The 16,023-nt window shown below is 69.1% G+C and carries 12 protein-coding genes and 1 pseudogene; 3 read left to right on the top strand and 10 right to left on the bottom strand.

The window, feature by feature from the left end; translation table 11 throughout:
- Nucleotides 1-114 precede the first annotated feature (114 nt).
- From ACFU53_RS22930 to ACFU53_RS22900, 7 genes are all read right to left on the bottom strand, one after another.
- Nucleotides 115-1,887, bottom strand: a complete 1,773-nt coding sequence (locus ACFU53_RS22930) for an IucA/IucC family protein (protein WP_383995333.1) — start codon at nucleotides 1,885-1,887, stop codon at nucleotides 115-117.
- Entirely contained in the window at nucleotides 1,884-2,447 is a 564-nt protein-coding gene (locus tag ACFU53_RS22925) for a GNAT family N-acetyltransferase (RefSeq protein ID WP_383995330.1), read from the bottom strand. The genes ACFU53_RS22930 and ACFU53_RS22925 overlap by 4 nt, the downstream gene beginning before the upstream one ends.
- The gene (locus tag ACFU53_RS22920; RefSeq protein WP_383995327.1) at nucleotides 2,444-3,697 is read right to left on the bottom strand and encodes a lysine N(6)-hydroxylase/L-ornithine N(5)-oxygenase family protein; all 1,254 of its coding nucleotides are present in this window, start codon (nucleotides 3,695-3,697) and stop codon (nucleotides 2,444-2,446) included. The genes ACFU53_RS22925 and ACFU53_RS22920 overlap by 4 nt, the downstream gene beginning before the upstream one ends.
- Before the next feature lie 7 nt (nucleotides 3,698-3,704).
- Nucleotides 3,705-5,150 carry a lysine decarboxylase DesA gene (gene desA / locus ACFU53_RS22915; protein ID WP_383995324.1) on the bottom strand — a complete coding sequence of 482 codons (1,446 nt, stop codon included), beginning with the start codon at nucleotides 5,148-5,150 and terminating at the stop codon, nucleotides 3,705-3,707.
- 175 nt (nucleotides 5,151-5,325) lie between these two features.
- The gene (locus tag ACFU53_RS22910) at nucleotides 5,326-6,183 is read right to left on the bottom strand and encodes a siderophore-interacting protein (protein WP_383995321.1); all 858 of its coding nucleotides are present in this window, start codon (nucleotides 6,181-6,183) and stop codon (nucleotides 5,326-5,328) included.
- Nucleotides 6,184-6,324: 141 nt separating this feature from the next.
- The gene (locus ACFU53_RS22905) at nucleotides 6,325-7,377 is read right to left on the bottom strand and encodes an ABC transporter substrate-binding protein (protein WP_383995318.1); all 1,053 of its coding nucleotides are present in this window, start codon (nucleotides 7,375-7,377) and stop codon (nucleotides 6,325-6,327) included.
- Between the two features lie 354 nt (nucleotides 7,378-7,731).
- Nucleotides 7,732-8,892, bottom strand: a complete 1,161-nt coding sequence (locus ACFU53_RS22900; RefSeq protein ID WP_383995315.1) for an acyl-CoA dehydrogenase family protein — start codon at nucleotides 8,890-8,892, stop codon at nucleotides 7,732-7,734.
- Between the two features lie 154 nt (nucleotides 8,893-9,046).
- On the opposite strand from ACFU53_RS22900, the pseudogene ACFU53_RS22895 reads away from it, so the two are divergent.
- Nucleotides 9,047-9,187, top strand: a pseudogene (locus tag ACFU53_RS22895) (RNA-guided endonuclease TnpB family protein); the annotation flags it as partial.
- Between the two features lie 35 nt (nucleotides 9,188-9,222).
- Here ACFU53_RS22895 and ACFU53_RS22890 read toward each other — a convergent pair.
- The 3 genes from ACFU53_RS22890 to ACFU53_RS22880 all read right to left on the bottom strand — a co-directional run bounded on the left by ACFU53_RS22890 (nucleotide 9,223) and on the right by ACFU53_RS22880 (nucleotide 13,851).
- The gene (locus ACFU53_RS22890; protein ID WP_383995312.1) at nucleotides 9,223-10,233 is read right to left on the bottom strand and encodes a hydroxymethylglutaryl-CoA lyase; all 1,011 of its coding nucleotides are present in this window, start codon (nucleotides 10,231-10,233) and stop codon (nucleotides 9,223-9,225) included.
- Complete coding sequence (locus ACFU53_RS22885; protein ID WP_383995341.1) at nucleotides 10,230-12,167, bottom strand: acetyl/propionyl/methylcrotonyl-CoA carboxylase subunit alpha; 1,938 nt, start codon at nucleotides 12,165-12,167, stop codon at nucleotides 10,230-10,232. The genes ACFU53_RS22890 and ACFU53_RS22885 overlap by 4 nt, the downstream gene beginning before the upstream one ends.
- A 67-nt stretch (nucleotides 12,168-12,234) precedes the next feature.
- On the bottom strand, nucleotides 12,235-13,851 hold the full coding sequence (locus ACFU53_RS22880) for a carboxyl transferase domain-containing protein (protein WP_383995309.1): 1,617 nt from the start codon (nucleotides 13,849-13,851) through the stop codon (nucleotides 12,235-12,237).
- A 96-nt stretch (nucleotides 13,852-13,947) separates the two neighbouring features.
- Here ACFU53_RS22880 and ACFU53_RS22875 point away from each other — a divergent pair, with 96 nt between their 5' ends.
- A complete protein-coding gene (locus ACFU53_RS22875) occupies nucleotides 13,948-14,643 on the top strand; it encodes a TetR/AcrR family transcriptional regulator (RefSeq protein ID WP_383995306.1) in 696 nt (231 codons plus the stop codon).
- Between the two features lie 211 nt (nucleotides 14,644-14,854).
- Nucleotides 14,855-16,012 carry an acyl-CoA dehydrogenase family protein gene (locus tag ACFU53_RS22870; protein WP_383995304.1) on the top strand — a complete coding sequence of 386 codons (1,158 nt, stop codon included), beginning with the start codon at nucleotides 14,855-14,857 and terminating at the stop codon, nucleotides 16,010-16,012.
- Nucleotides 16,013-16,023: the final 11 nt, after the last annotated feature.

Here is a 16,023-nt window from a genome sequence, read left to right as displayed (position 1 = left end):
GCCCCCACCGGACCCGCAGTCGAAATCGCCCGCCGCCGAAGGCATGACGCGGCGGGCACCTCGGAGGACCGTACTCCGAGGTGCCCGCCTGCTTTGGTGGGGCTGTGCCAGGGGCTACACGCCCGCGATGGGGTTCTTCAGGTTGCCGATGAGCTGGAGTGCGCCCGCCGGGTCCGCCAGGTCGACCATCTGCTTGTTGTTGCGCAGCTGGAGCCGGTTGAGGCAGGACAGCGCGAACTCGGGGGCGAACATGTCGTACTGGGCGAACTTGGCGGCGAGTTCGGGCATCGAGTGCTGGTAGTCGCGGACGGTCTCGGCGACCGTGCGCCAGAACTCCTCCTCGTCCAGGACGCCTTCCTCGGCGAGGTTCGCGGCGAGGAAGCGGAAGAAGCAGTCGAAGACGTCCGTGAAGATGGACAGGAGCTTCTTGTCCTCGGGGACCTCGACGCGCAGCCGCTCGACCGCCGGCGGCAGCACCGCCTGCGGGTCCATGACCGCGATCTCCTCGGCGATGTCCTTGTAGATCGCCCGCTCGACGACACCGTCCTTCAGGACGAGGATGACGTTCTCGCCGTGCGGCATGAAGACGAGGTCGTACGCGTAGAAGCTGTGGAGGAGGGGAGTGAAGTACGCCCGCAAGTAGCGGCGCAGCCACTCCGTCGGGGTCAGGCCCGAGCGTTCGATCAGCGCGGCGGCGAAGCCGTTGCCCTCGTGGTCGACGTGGACCAGGGAGGCCATCGTCGCCAGCGACTCGCCCTCCTGCAACGCGGACACCGGGCTCTCGCGCCACAGCGCGGCCAGCATCTTGCGGTACGCGGAGTACTTGTCGGTGGCGGCCTCGTACTCCAGGTGCCGGTAGCCGACGGCGGCGCGCTCGCGGATGATCGACAGGCCGGTCGACTTCAGCACCGGGTCGCTGTCGATGAGACCGGCCAGCCAGTCGTTGATGGCCGGGGTCGCCTCCATGTACGCCGCCGAGAGGCCGCGCATGAAGCCCATGTTGAGGACGGACAGGGCCGTCTTGACGTAGTGCTTCTCGGGGGTGGAGCTGTTGAAGAACGTGCGGATCGACTGCTGGGCCAGGTACTCGTCGTCGCCCTCACCGAGGCACACCAGGTTCTGCTGGGCGATCTCGGCGGCGAAGGTGACGGTGAGCTTGTTCCACCACTGCCAGGGGTGGACCGGGATGAAGAGGTAGTCGGCGGGGTCCAGCTCCAGGTCGGTGAGCACGGAGTTGAAGCGGTCGACCGTCTCCGCGCCCAGCTCGTCCCGGAGGAATGCCTCGTACTCGATGCCCACGCCCGCCGTGAACGCCGCCCGTGAGCGGTGCGCGGCCAGCCAGACCAGGCGGACCGGGCTCGCAGTCTCGGGGGCGTACGAGAGGTACTCGTGGACGCCGAAGCCGAGGCGGCCGTTGTTGGCGACGAAGCAGGGGTGGCCCTCGGTCATCCCGGTCTCGATGGCCTGGAAGCCGCCGTCGACGAGTTCGGCGACCGGCGTCTGCGGTTTGGCGAGCTTGTAGCAGGTGCCGGACAGGGTGGAGGAGATCTCCTCCAGATAGACCGGGAGGATCTCGTCGCTCAGGCCGAGGGACTGCTTCAGCTCGATGAAGAAGTCCAGGGCGGCCAGAGGGAGGTCGACGCCGTCTCGTTGACGGGAGATCGAGTCGGCGTCGACCTGCCAGTGGTCGAGGGCGCGCCGGACGGCGGTGAACCCGTAGCGGGTCTGACCGTCGTCGCTGCGGACCTCGAAGCGGCCGTCGGCGGTCGCCTCCGGCGTGATGAGCCGCTCATGGGCGAACTCGGCGAGGGCCTTGCGGATGAGCAGGCGATTGGCCCGTGCCCAGCGGTGGGGGGACAGATGCGCTACGGCATCGGACAGGGTCATACAGTTACTCCTCGGGCAGCCAGGCTGTGCCTTTTAAAGAACTGCTCTCGCGTGCAGAAGCTCAGCAGTGCGCGCTTCTCCGGCTTGTCGATCTCGCGGTCGGGGACGAAACCGACGACTTCGTTGAGGGCGTGGACGGCCTTGTTGGACACGTCCGGCTCGACGACGACCCGGTGGGTGGCCGGGTGCTCGAAGAGGTGCGCCATCACGGCGGTGATCACGGACCTGGTGAAGCCGTGCACCGGGGTGTTTGTCGGCGGCACCAGGAAGTGCATGCCGACGTCTCCGGGCTCGGGCTCGTACAGGCCGACGAGTTCACGGTGGGCGGGGTCGTACTTCTCCATGAGGAAGGCGGGCTCGCCGTCGCGCAGCCCCAGCAGGGCGTGGTGGTGGGGGTCGGCCGCGATCTCCATGTAGGCGCGCTCGACGTCCTCCAGCCTGGCGTCCTGCATCATCCAGTACGCCGCCTTGGGGTGCGTCACCCAGCCGTGCAGCAGCTCGGCGTCGTTCAGTGGGTCGAGGGGGCGGAAGGTGTAGTTCATGCCGCTGATGCCGCTCATACGGCGAACTCCTGGAAGGCGATGGTCTTCTCGACCGGGTAGTACTCGGTGCCGAGCAGTTCGCGGATGATGTACGAGTTCCGGTACGGGCCCATGCCCAGGTCGGGTGAGGTGATGCTGTGGGCGTGGACGGCGGCGTTCTGCAGGAAGACGCCTCGGCCGGTGGTGTCGATCGCGTAGTTGCGGGCCACGTCGAAGTTGCCCTGCGCGTCGTAGCGCAGCCGGTCGCGGACGGGCTTGAGGAACTCCGGCTCGGCGTACTTGTAGCCGGTGGCGAGGATCAGGCCCTGCGAGTTGATCTCGAAGTCCTTCTCCTGCTCCTCCTGACGCAGGCCGAGGGTGTACGTGCCGTTCTCGTAACTCACGCTGTTCAGTGCGGAGTTGGTGAGCAGACGGGTGGGGAGCGGGCCGCCGAGGCTCTTCTGGTAGAGCAGGTCGAAGATCTCGTTGATGAGGTCTCCGTCGATGCCCTTGAAGAGGCCCTTCTGCTCCTGGGTCAGGCGGTAGCGGGTCGGCTCCGGCAGCTCGCGGAAGTAGTCGATGTACTCAGGGGAGGTCATCTCCAGCGTGAGCTTGGTGTACTCCAGCGGGAAGAATCGCGGGGAGCGCGTCACCCAGTTCAGCTGGTAGCCGTGGACGTCGATCTCGCTGAGCAGGTCGTGGTAGATCTCGGCGGCCGACTGCCCGGAGCCGACGAGGGTGATCGACTCCTTCTGCTGCAGTTCCTGCTTGTGCCGCATGTAGCGGGAGTTGTGGATGTAGTCGCCGCCCAGGCCCTGGACCGCCTCCGGGATGTACGGGGGCGTGCCGGTGCCGAGGACGAGGTGCCGGGCGCGCAGGACGTCACCGTCGGCCGTCTTCACGGCGTAGACGTCGTCCTCGTACGTCACTTCGGTGACCGTCGTGCTGAAGCGGACGTTGCTCAGCCGGTTCGCGGCCCAGCGGCAGTAGTCGTCGTACTCGACCCGCAGGGGGTAGAAGTTCTCGCGGATGTAGAACGAGTACAGACGGCCCGAGTCCTTCAGGTAGTTCAGGAAGGAGTACGGGGAGGTCGGGTCGGCGAGGGTGACCAGGTCCGACATGAACGGGGTCTGGAGGTGGGCGCCGTCGAGGAACATCCCCGAGTGCCACTCGAATGCGGGCTTCGAGTCCAGGAAGATCCCGTCGAGTTCGGCGATGGGTTCGGTGAGGCAGGCGAGGCCGAGGTTGAAGGGTCCCAGTCCGATGCCGATGAAGTCGTAGGTTTTCACGGCGGATTCAGGAAGCGACGCGGTCAAGGGATTCTCCCAGGTACTGCTCGGCGTGGCCGGCGATCAGATCGAGTACGGCGGCGATGTCCTCGGCCGTGGTCTCGGGGTTGAGCAGGGTGAACTTCAGGTAGTGGCGACCGCCGACCTTGGTGCCCGCGACCACGGCGTCGCCGGAGGCGAACAGGGCTTTGCGGGCGTACAGGTTGGCGCGGTCGATCTCGGCCGGGTCGGTGACGGCCTCGGGGATGTAGCGGTAGACGAGCGTGGACAGCTGGGGCTCCACGACCACGTCGTAGCGCGGGTCGGCGGCGAGCAGTTTCCAGCCCTCCTCCGCCAGGTCGCAGACCTCGTCGAAGAGCTGACCGATGCCGTCGGCGCCCATCGTGCGCAGCGTCATCCACAGCTTGAGCGCGTCGAAGCGGCGGGTGGTCTGCAGGGACTTGTCGACCTGGTTGGGGATGCGCTCGGTGACCATGCGGCGTGGGTTGAGGTACTCCGCGTGGTAGGTGGCGTGGCGCAGCGTGGACGCGTCCCGGACGAGCACGGCGGAGGAACTCACCGGCTGGAAGAAGGACTTGTGGTAGTCCACGGTGACGGAGTCGGCGCGCTCGATGCCGTTGAGCAGGTCGCGGCGCTTGAGGGAGACGAGCAGGCCGCAGCCGTAGGCGGCGTCGACGTGCATCCACGTGCCGTACTGGGCGCAGAGCTCGGCTATCTCGGGCAGCGGGTCTATGGAGCCGAAGTCGGTGGTGCCGGAGGTGGCGACGACGGCCATGGGGACGAGGCCGTCGTTCTCGCAGCGCTCCAGCTCACGGGCGAGCGCGACCGTCTGCATGCGCTTGTTGCCGTCGACCGGGATGGAGACGACGGCGTCCTGGCCGAGGCCCAGCAGTTTCGCCGACTTCTTCACGCTGAAGTGGCTGACCTCGGAGGCGAAGATCCGCAGTTTGGCGGTGTCGTCGGTCTTGGCCTCCTCACGGGCGAGGAGCAGGGCCTGGAGGTTGGACTGTGAGCCGCCGGAGGTGAACACGCCGTCGGCGGCGGGACCGAACCCGATGCGCTCGTTGGTCCAGTCGATCAGTTTGCGCTCGATCAGGGTGCCGCCGGCCGACTGGTCCCAGGTGTCCAGGGAGGAGTTGACGGCGGAGAGGACGGCCTCGCCGAGCACGGCCGGGATGACGACCGGGCAGTTGAGGTGGGCGAGGTAGCGCGGGTGGTGGAAGTAGACCGCGTCGCGCAGATAGACGTCCTCGAGTTCGTCGAGGACGGCGGCCGTGTCGTGCAGCGGCTTGTCGAGGTCGATTTTCTCGATGCGGGGGGAGAGGGCGTCGACGGTGACACCGCTGAACGGTCGGTCGGTGGTGGCGAGTTTGGCCGCCACCCGCTCCACGCCTTCGGTCACGGTGCGGCGGTACCGCTCCGCGGTCGTGTCATTGAGCAGGTGCGAGCGCATGGGGAGGTCCTCCGAGCGGGGCGGTCCGGGTGGGACGGAGAGGTGAGTGGGGGGTGACATCACGTCGTCCAACTTAGGTAAGCCTAACCTAATTAACTTCAGCGAAACCCGGGCTCAGTCGTGACTGTGGTCACTTCGCTGTCTCTGGTCGCTTCGGTGTTCCTGGTAACTCGGTTTACTCGCCGCGCTCCCGCAGCTGCTCCTCCGTCAGACCCTCACGCCAGTACCCGACGAAGGTCACCCGCCGCCTGTCGATCCCGCGCTCCCGCACGAGATGACGGCGCAGCTCCTTCACGCGGCCGGACTCACCGGCGATCCACGCGTACGGCAGTTCACCGGACGGCAGCCGGGCGGCACGGATCGACTCCAGGGCGGTCGGCGCCCCTTCGGTCTGTACGAGCCAGGTGATCTCGGCGTCGGCATCGGTGGCCAAGTCCTGGATGTCCCCCGCGTGGTGGACCTCCAGCCAGACCCGGGCCCGCGTACCGGCGGGCAGCGACTCCAGGATCGCCGAGGCGGCGGGCAGCGCCGTCTCGTCACCCCAGATCAGCACCAGATCGGTGTCCGCCGGCGGACGGAAACGGATCGCGCGGTTGTCGGCGACGGCGGGCCCGAGCAGGACGACCTGGTCGCCGGTGGTCGCCTGGGAGGCCCACCGGGACGCGGGCCCGGCGGGCACCGCGGCCCCCGGCTCCACGCCGTGCAGCACGAAGTCGATGTCGATCTCGGCGGTCTCGCCGTGGACGTCCGAGCGGAGCCCCCGCAGGGTGTACGAGCGCATCACCGCCCGCACGTCGTCCGGCAGTTCGCGCCATGCCTGCCACCAGCCGTCACCCAGTTCATAGGGCACGGCCGGGGCGTCCTGCCCGGGTTGCGGCAGGAAGAGAGAGAGCGACTGGTCCCTGCCGTCGGAGTGGAACAACCGCAGGTCGTCCCCCGTGAACGAGACACGCACGAGAGACGGCCCCAGCCGCTCCGTCCGCGCGACCTGAAGGGCAAAGAAACGGAAGGGTGCGGCTACGGCCGTCGTCATGTGGGGGCTCCTGAATCAGGGGCGGGAGCGTATGTCGGAAAGAGCGAGCCCGGGAAAGCCGGGGGCGCGGGGCTGTGTCGATTTGCGGCTCCGCCGCGTGGGCGCGACCAGCCACGACGGCCCCGCAGTTCACCCACTGCCTCAACTGACCTTCCTGGCCTTCTCGATCGCCTCGGCCAGCTCTTCAAGAAGCGGCGCGCACTTGTCGTAGGAAAGAATCGGCTCGGGGTTACGCCCGATGACCTGCCCCGCCTTCACCGCCGGCAGCTTCTTCCACGTCGCCTCTTCGATCGCGTCCGGCTGGATCGCCGACGTGCGGCTGTCCATGATGATGACGTCCGCGTCGTACTTGTCGACGTTCTCCCAGCTGAGGTTCTCGAACCAACCCCCGCTGGCCTTCAGTGCGGCAGCGCTCGGCTCGACGAAGTTCACGCCGAGGGCCTTGAAGTACTCCAGGTCGATGGAGAGGTTCGAGCCGGAGACGTAGAAGATGTCCTGGCTGGCGGAACCCGCGAGCACCTTGATGTCGGGCTTGGCCTTGGTGGCCGCGCGCAGCCGGGCGGCCGCGTCCTCGAACCGCTTCTTGGCTGTGGTGATCTTCTCCGACTCCGTGTCCGCGCCGAGCGACTTGGCCAGCTCCAGCATGCGCTGCAGCGGCTCGGTCAGCTGGCGGTCGTAGACGGAGATGCCGACGCTCGGGGCGAGCTTGGCGATCTTGTCCTTGGAGGCCTCGGGCACGTACCAGAGGGTGCCGGCGTCGTCGAACAGCGTGGTGATGAGGACGTCGGGGGAGAGCGTGGCGTACTTCTCGACGTTGAACTCGTCCCAGACGTTGCCGAGGATGGTGACCTTGCTGATGTCGAGGTCGCCGGCCTGGACGTCGGCCTTGCCGTCCGTCGTCCTGGTCGGGCCGAAGACGCCCTTGACGTCGATGCCGTAGTCGTACAGTGCGGCGGCGACACCCACGAAGGCGACGATGTTCGCCGGGACCTTGTCGGTCTTGGCGGTCTCGCCGCGGTCGTCCTTGAACGACCAGGGGCCGGACTCGGCGGCAGCCGTCTCCTTGTCGGAGCCAGTGCTGCTGCTCGTCGAGTCCTCGTCTCCACAGGCGGCGAGCACGGCACCGAGACCGAGTGCGCCACCGGCGGCGAGGATGCCACGGCGGGTGAGGTGAGCGGCTCTGGCGTTGGACATGTGTATGGCTACTTTCGAACGGGGCGGAGTGCCGCCCAAGGGTGAGTTCGAAGGTAGGTTAGCCTAACCTCATCACTTGTCCAGAGGGTGGTTCCAGAGAGTGGAATGCCCAGGCCCGCCCCTGCCCTAATCTTTGAATTACCTGTGAATCAAAGGTTGGTGGGGTTTGCGGGGCACTGATGGGTCGTAAACCTGTGGGTTGCATCACAGATGCGCAGGACGCCAGGAGCGGTCCAGTGGGGCACCCATGCGGGACAAAAAGGCACCCGGCTCGCGGGCGGCGAGCCGGGTGAGAGGGGGTCGGAGCCGTGCCGCCAGGCTGATTCCGGCCACCCTTCGAACGCACCCTGTCCGTCAGCCGGTCAGGCCCAACTCCCTCGCGATCAGCATGCGTTGTACCTCGCTGGTGCCCTCGCCGATCTCCAGGATCTTGGAGTCGCGCCACATACGGGCGACGGGGTACTCGTTCATGAAGCCGTAGCCGCCGTGGATCTGGGTGGCGTCGCGGGCGTTGTCGACGGCGATGGTGGAGGAGTAGAGCTTCGCCAGGGCCGCTTCCTTCTTGAAGGGTTCACCGGAGACGAGGCGGGAGGCCGCGTCGCGCCAGGCGAGGCGGGCCGTGTGGGCCTTCATCTCCATGTCGGCGATCTTGAACTGGATGGCCTGGTTGGCGCCGATCGGCCGGCCGAAGGCGTGCCGCTCCTTCGCGTACTTCACCGACTCGTCCACACAGCCCTGGGCGAGACCCGTGGCGAGCGCCGAGATGGCGATGCGGCCCTCGTCGAGGATGCGCAGGAACTGGGCGTAGCCCCGGCCGAGTTCGCCGAGGAGGTTCTCCGCCGGGACCCGTACGTCCGCGAAGGACAGCTCACGGGTGTCGGAGGCGTTCCAGCCGACCTTCGAGTAGGGGGCGGCCACCGTGAAGCCCGGGGTGCCGGACGGGACGATGATCGAGGAGATGAGGGGTTTGCCGTCCGAGGTGCGGCCGGTGACCGCCGTGACCGTGACCAGGGCCGTGATGTCCGTCCCCGAGTTGGTGATGAAGCACTTGCTGCCGTTGATGACCCATTCGTCTGTCGACTCGTCGAGGCGGGCCGTCGTCCGGGTCGCGCCCGCGTCCGAGCCGCCGTCGGGCTCGGTGAGGCCGAACGCGCCCAGCACCTCGCCGGAGCAGAGGCGCGGCAGCCACTCCTCCTTCTGCGCCGGGGTGCCGAAGAGATGGATCGGCATCGCGCCCAGGGAGACCCCGGCTTCGAGAGTGATGGCCACGGACGAGTCCACCCGGGCCAGCTCCTCCAGCGCGATGCCCAGCGCCAGATAGTCGCCGCCCATGCCGCCGTACTCCTCGGGGAACGGCAGCCCGAACAGCCCCATGCGGCCCATCTCGCGCACGATCTCGTAGGGGAACTCGTGCCGCTCGTAGAAGTCGCCGATCTTGGGCGCGACGACCTCGTGCGCGAACTTCTCGACCGTGCGGCGGAGTTCTTCCAGCTCGGGGGAGAGGCGGTGGTCCATTGAACTTCACCTGTTTCTTGCGAGGAGGGCCCCGGCGTTCACGTCAGGGAGGGATCGCATCCGGGTGTCGCGACGCGGAGCGTCGCCGTATCCGGTTCAGGGCGCGGAGCGCCCGTAGCGCTGTCGGTATCGCGGAGGTAATGCGAACACGTGTACCTACACCTGCACCGCCTGCGGAGCCATGTCCTCCAGGGACAAGAACTCCGCACGCGTCATGCTCGTCCGGGCTGGTCTCAACCCGGCTGGTGCTGATGGCGGAAGACCTCCTGGAGCGCTGCTCCAGGAGACAGCCTGAGCCAGGAATCCCCATCCCTTCAGGGAGGGGAGGATTCAATGCTCCTTGTGCTCCTTGTGCTCCTTGTGCTCCTTGTGGTCCTCGTGGTCCTCGTGATCCTCTTGATCCTTGTGGGACAGGGCTCGTACGGTGCGGGACGGGCTGGGTCGGCCCAGGTGTCCGGCCATCCACGCGCTGGTGGCGACGAGGCGGCCGAGGTCGACGCCCGTGTCGATGCCGAGTCCGCGCAGCATCCACACGAGGTCTTCGGTGGCGAGGTTTCCGGTGGCGGACTTCGCGTACGGGCAGCCGCCGAGGCCGCCGGCCGAGGCGTCGACCGTGGTGACGCCGTACTGGAGCGCCGCCAGGGTGTTGGCGAGCGCCTGGCCGTAGGTGTCGTGGAAGTGCACGCCGAGGGAGGGGGTGGGGACGCCTGCCTCGTTCAGGGCGGTGAGCAGGGCCTGCACGTGGCCCGGGGTGGCCACGCCGATCGTGTCGCCGAGGCTCAGTTCGTCGCAGCCCATGTCGAGGAGCGCCCGGCAGACCCGTACGACCTGGGGGATCGGGACGGGCCCCTCCCAGGGGTCGCCGAAGCACATCGAGAGATAGCCCCGGACATGGACTCCCTCGGCCTTCGCCCGCGTCACCACCGGGTCGAACATCGCCAGCGCCTCGTCGACCGTACGGTTGAGGTTGGCCTTGGCGAAGGACTCGGTGGCGCTGGCGAAGACGGCGACCCGGCGGGCGCCGAGGGCGAGGGCACGGTCCAGGCCGCGTTCGTTGGGGACGAGGACGGGGAGGGCCACCTGTAGGTCGCTGACGAGTGGGAAGAGGGCTTCCGCGTCCGCCAGTTGGGGCACCCACTTGGGGTGGACGAAGCTGGTGGCCTCGATGGTGGTGAGGCCCGCGTCGGCCAGGCGGTGGACGAACTCCGCCTTCACCTCCGTGGGGACGGTCGCCTTCTCGTTCTGCAGGCCGTCCCTGGCACCGACCTCGTGGATACGGACGTGGGTGGGGAGGCCTTCGGCCGGCACGGTCATGGGGAGGGTCTGTTCCTGGCCGGTCATTCCGTCTCCTCCTCGTGCGGGGCGACGACCGCCAGCACCTGGTCCATGGCGACGGTCGTACCCGGCGTGACGTCCAGCTCGGTGACCGTCCCGGCGTGCGGCGCGGAGACGACGTGTTCCATCTTCATCGCCTCCACCACCAGCAGGCTCTGCCCGGCGGTCACCTCGTCCCCCACGGCCACCTTCACCACGGTGACCGTCCCGGGCATCGGCGCGGTCAGCGAGTCCGCGCCCGCGTGGGCGGCGCCGGTGAGTGCGGCGGCGACGGGGTCGTGGTCGCGCACGTGCCAGGCGTCGCCGTCACGGCCCAGCCAGTCGGCGGCGTGGTGGAAGGTGTGGCGGACGCCGTTCAGGGTCACGGACACCTGGTCGTCGGTGACCGTGTGGGTGCCCTGAGGGTGGTGAGTGACGGGTTCGAGTCCCGTCGCTCGCAGGTCGAAGGCGGGCGGAAGGGGTTCGCCGCCGAGACGCCAGCCGTTCGGGACGGAGAAGGGGTCGGTCCAGCCGTCCCCGCGAGGCTTCAGCTCGTGGAGCCGTACGGCCGCCGCGGCCTCGTACACCTCCCCCGGTACCTCCCCCGGGACCAGCCCCTCGACCTCCCGCTCCACCAACCCGGTGTCCAACTCGCCCGCCACCACGGCCGGATGGGCCAGCAGCCGCCGCAGGAACCCGGCGTTCGTCTGCACGCCGAGCGTGACCGTCTCCGCGAGCGCCGCGCGGAGGCGGCGCAGGGCGGTGGGCCGGTCGGGGCCGTAGGCGATGACCTTGGAGAGCATCGGGTCGTACAGCGACCCGACCTCCGTGCCCTCGGTGAGCCCGGAGTCGGTGCGCACGCCGTCGCCCTGCGGCTCGCGAAGCCTGAGGATGGTGCCGCCCGACGGCAGGAACCCGCGCGCGGGGTCCTCGGCGCAGATCCGCGCCTCCACCGCGTGCCCCGTCAGCCGTACGTCCTGCTGCCCGAACGCCAGCCGCTCGCCCGCCGCGACCCGGAGCTGCCACTCCACCAGGTCGACGCCCGTGACCAGTTCGGTCACCGGGTGCTCGACCTGGAGGCGGGTGTTCATCTCCATGAAGTAGTACGAGGAGGGGTCGCCGCCGGGGACGATGAACTCGACCGTGCCCGCGCCGGAGTAGCCGCAGGAGCGGGCCGCCTGGACGGCCGCCTCGCCCATCGCGGCACGCGTGGCCTCGTCGAGCAGGACGCTGGGTGCCTCCTCGATGATCTTCTGGTGGCGGCGCTGGAGGGAGCACTCGCGCTCACCGAGGTGGACGACATCGCCGTGGCCGTCGCCCAGGACCTGGATCTCGATGTGCCGGGGGCGGTCGACCCACCGCTCCACGAGGAGGGTGTCGTCGCCGAAGGAGGCGCGGGCCTCGCGGCGGGCGGCGGCGATCTCGTCGGCCAGCCGCTCCGCCTCCCGGACCAGCCGCATGCCCTTGCCGCCGCCGCCCGCGCTGGGCTTCAGCAGCACCGGCATGCCGATCTCGCGGGCGGCGTCGGCGAGTTGGGCGTCGGTAAGGCCGCTGCCGCTCGAACCGGGCACCACCGGCACCCCGGCCGCCCGTACCGTCTCCTTGGCGCGGATCTTGTCGCCCATGAGGGAGATGGCGTCGGCGGGTGGACCGATGAAGACGAGGCCCGCGTCGGCGCACGCCCGCGCGAACCCGGGGTTCTCCGCGAGGAAGCCGTACCCGGGGTGGACGGCCTGGGCGCCCGTCCGGGCCGCCGCCTCCAGCAGCCGCTCCACCGACAGATAGCTCTCGGCCGCCGGCGCAGGACCGATCCGTACCGCCGTGTCGGCCTCCCGGACATGCCGGGCGTCGGCGTCCGCGTCGGAGAAGACGGCGACGGAGCGGACGCCGAGGGCGCGGAGGGTGCGGATGACGCGGACGGCGATCTCGCCCCGGTTGGCCACCAGCACCGTGTCGAACATGGTCATCGTCGAAGCCGCCGTCGAAGTCGTCGTAGAGGTCGTCGTAGAGGTCATCGTCCGAAGCCCCTTACATCCGGAAGACGCCGAACTGGGGGTCACCCAGGGGCGCGTTGGCGCAGGCGGTCAGGGCGAGGCCCAGGACCTGACGGGTCTCCAGCGGGTCGATCACGCCGTCGTCCCAGAGCCGGGCGGTGGCGTAGTACGCGCTGCCCTGGCGTTCGTACTGGGCGCGGATCGGCTCCTTGAAGGCCTCTTCCTCTTCCGCCGGCCAGTCCTCGCCGCGCGCCTCCGACTGGTCCCGCTTCACGGTCGCGAGGACGGACGCGGCCTGTTCGCCGCCCATCACCGAGATCTTGGCGTTGGGCCACATCCACAGGAAGCGCGGTGAATACGCCCGGCCGCACATCGAGTAGTTGCCCGCGCCGTACGAGCCGCCGACCACGACCGTCAGCTTGGGGACGCGGGCGCAGGCCACGGCCGTCACCATCTTGGCGCCGTGCTTGGCGATGCCACCGGCCTCGTAGTCCCGGCCGACCATGAAGCCGGAGATGTTCTGCAGGAAGACGAGCGGGATGCCGCGCTGGTCGCACAGCTCGATGAAGTGGGCGCCCTTCTGGGCGGACTCGGAGAAGAGGATGCCGTTGTTGGCGACGATCCCGACCGGGTGGCCGTGGATCCGGGCGAAGCCGGTGACCAGGGTCTGCCCGAACTCCGCCTTGAACTCGGCGAACCGGGAACCGTCGACCACGCGCGCGATGACCTCGCGTACGTCGTACGGCGTGCGGGAGTCGACCGGCACGGCGCCGTACAGCGTGTACGGGTCCACCTTGGGCTCGACGGCCGGTTCGACCGACCAGGGGAGCGGGCCCCGGGAGGGGAGGGTGGAGACGATGGTCCGCACGATGCGCAGGGCGTGGGCGTCGTTCTCGGCGAGGTGGTCGGTGACACCGGAGATCCGGGAGTGGACCTCGCCGCCGCCCAGCTCCTCGGCGGTGACGACCTCGCCGGTGGCGGCCTTCACGAGCGGGGGGCCGCCGAGGAAGATGGTCCCTTGGCCGCGGACGATGACGGCTTCGTCGCTCATGGCGGGGACGTACGCGCCGCCCGCCGTGCACGACCCGAGGACGGCCGCGATCTGCGGGATCCCCGCCCCGGACATCCGCGCCTGGTTGTAGAAGATCCGGCCGAAGTGCTCGCGGTCGGGGAAGACCTCGTCCTGCATGGGCAGGAAGGCGCCGCCGGAGTCGACGAGGTAGAGACAGGGGAGGCGGTTCTCCAGGGCCACCTCCTGCGCCCGCAGATGCTTCTTCACCGTCATCGGGTAGTACGTGCCGCCCTTGACGGTGGCGTCGTTGGCGACGACGACGCACTCGCGCCCGCTGACCCGGCCGATCCCGGCGATGACGCCTGCGGCTGGGGCTTGGCCGTCGTACATGCCGTCGGCGGCCAGGGGCGCCAGCTCCAGGAAGGGCGAGCCGGGGTCGAGGAGGGTGTCCACCCTGTCGCGCGGCAGCAGCTTGCCGCGTGCGGTGTGCCGGGCGCGTGCCTTCTCGCCGCCGCCGAGGCGCGCCGCGGCCAGCTTGGCGCGCAGCTCCTCGCCCAGCGCGCGGTGCGCGGCCTCGTTGGCCCGATAGGCCTCCGCCGCGGGATCTGCCGCGGTCGTCAGCTCCGGTGCCTGGTCCATCGTGCGGTCCCCTCACCCAGTGGTCACCTGTTAATGAGCGTTAACGCGTTTCCTCCAGGTTAACGACCGCTAACCTCCCTGTCTAGAATCGACTCCATGGCCACGAGAACCGACGCGCCCACCCGCCGCGAGCAGATCCTCAAGGAAGCCGCCCGGCTCTTCGCCGAGCGCGGCTTCCACGGTGTCGGCGTCGATGAGATAGGAGCCGCCGTCGGCATCAGCGGGCCCGGCCTCTACCGCCACTTCGCCGGCAAGGACGCGATGCTCGCGGAGCTGTTGGTGGGGATCAGCGGGCAGTTGTTGACGGGGGCGAAGCGGAGGGTGGCCGAGGCCGACGGGGCCGGCCGGGGGGTCGCCGGGTCCGGTGGGCCGGGCAGGGCGGGTGGGGCGGCCGCCGGGTCCGGTGGGTCGGGCGGGGCGGGTGGGGCGTCCGTCGGGCGCGATGCCGCGGCGATCCTCGACTCGCTCATCGAGGGGCACATCGACTTCGCTCTCGACGACCGTCCCCTCATCACCCTGCACGACCGCGAGCTGGACCGCCTCCGCGACAGCGACCGCAAGCTCGTACGGCAGTTGCAGCGGCAGTACGTCGAGTTGTGGGTCGGGGTGCTGTGCGAGGTGTACCCGGGGCTGGCGGAGCCGGCGGCGCGGTCCGCCGTGCATTCGGTGTTCGGGCTGCTGAACTCGACGCCGCATCTGGGCCGCCCGGGGTCGCTGCCGGGGCGGGCGGCCACGGCGGAGCTTCTGCACCGGATGGCGAGGGGGGCCTTCGGGGCGGCGGCCTCCGCCTGACCGTCACCGCCACCGCCACCGCCACCGCCAAAAGCGTGACGAGCGTTACGGAGGGGTTGGTCTGGACGGGCTCGCCTACCCGCCGGTACGGTTGCCTGAGCAAGCGCTTAGGGGCGTCGGTTGTGGACCGCAACCAACAATTGAGGACCCCAACGGCGCGCAACCACATCCGCGAGAGCGGCGCCGGCTTAGGCGCAGAGAGGGGCCGGCGGTGCGCCGTACGGTGTTCAACGAGGATCACGAGGCGTTCCGGGAGACCCTGCGTGCCTTCATCGAGGCCGAGGTCGTGCCCGTGTACGACGAGTGGTTCGCCGCCGGCCAGGCGCCGCGCGACTTCTACTACAAGCTCGCCGAGCTGGGCGTCTTCGGCATCCGCGTGGACGAGGAGTACGGCGGCGCCGGCATCGACTCGTACAAGTTCGAAGCCGTCCTGTACGAGGAGACCGCCCGCGCGGGCGTCACCTTCGGCGGCTCCGGCGTGCACGTGCTGCTCGGCCTGCCGTACATCAAGATGCTGGCCGACGACGAGCAGAAGAAGCGCTTCCTGCCGAAGTTCGTCTCCGGCGAGGAGATGTGGGCGATCGCGATGACCGAGCCGGGCACCGGCTCCGATCTCGCGGGCATGAAGACCACCGCCAAGCTCAGCGAGGACGGCACGCACTACGTCCTCAACGGCTCCAAGACCTTCATCACCGGTGGCGTCCACGCCGACCGCATGATCGTCTGCGCCCGCACCGCCGCGCCCACCGCCGAGGACCGCCGCCACGGCATCTCCCTCTTCGTCGTCGACACCAAGGCCGAGGGCTACTCGGTCGGCCGCAAGCTGGACAAGCTCGGCCTGAAGACCTCCGACACCGCCGAGCTGGCGTTCGTCGACGTCAAGGTGCCCGTCGAGGACCTCCTCGGCGAGGAGAACAAGGGCTTCTACTACCTCGGCCACAACCTCGCCTCCGAGCGCTGGGGCATCGCCTACGGCGCCTACGCGCAGGCCAAGGCCGCCGTCCGGTTCGCCAAGCAGTACGTGCAGGACCGGGTCGTCTTCGGCAAGCCCGTCGCGCACTTCCAGAACACCAAGTTCGAACTGGCCGCCTGCCAGGCCGAGGTGGACGCGGCCGAGGCCGTCGCCGACCGCGCCACGGAGGCCCTCGACGCCGGTGAGCTGACGCCCGCCGAGGCCGCCAGCGCCAAGCTGTTCTGCACCGAGGTCGCCCACCGTGTCATCGACCGCTGCCTCCAGCTGCACGGCGGCTACGGCTTCATGAACGAGTACCCGATCGCCCGCCTGTACGCGGACAACCGCGTCAACCGCATCTACGGCGGCACCAGCGAGATCATGAAGTCGATCATCGCCAAGGACATGGGTCTGTAAGGCCCCGGAAA

Source organism: Streptomyces sp. NPDC057474 (assembly GCF_042802555.1).
Lineage (GTDB): Bacteria > Actinomycetota > Actinomycetes > Streptomycetales > Streptomycetaceae > Streptomyces.
The sequence above is the reverse complement of the archived record's forward strand: the minus strand, read 5'-3'. Positions and strand labels throughout refer to the sequence as shown.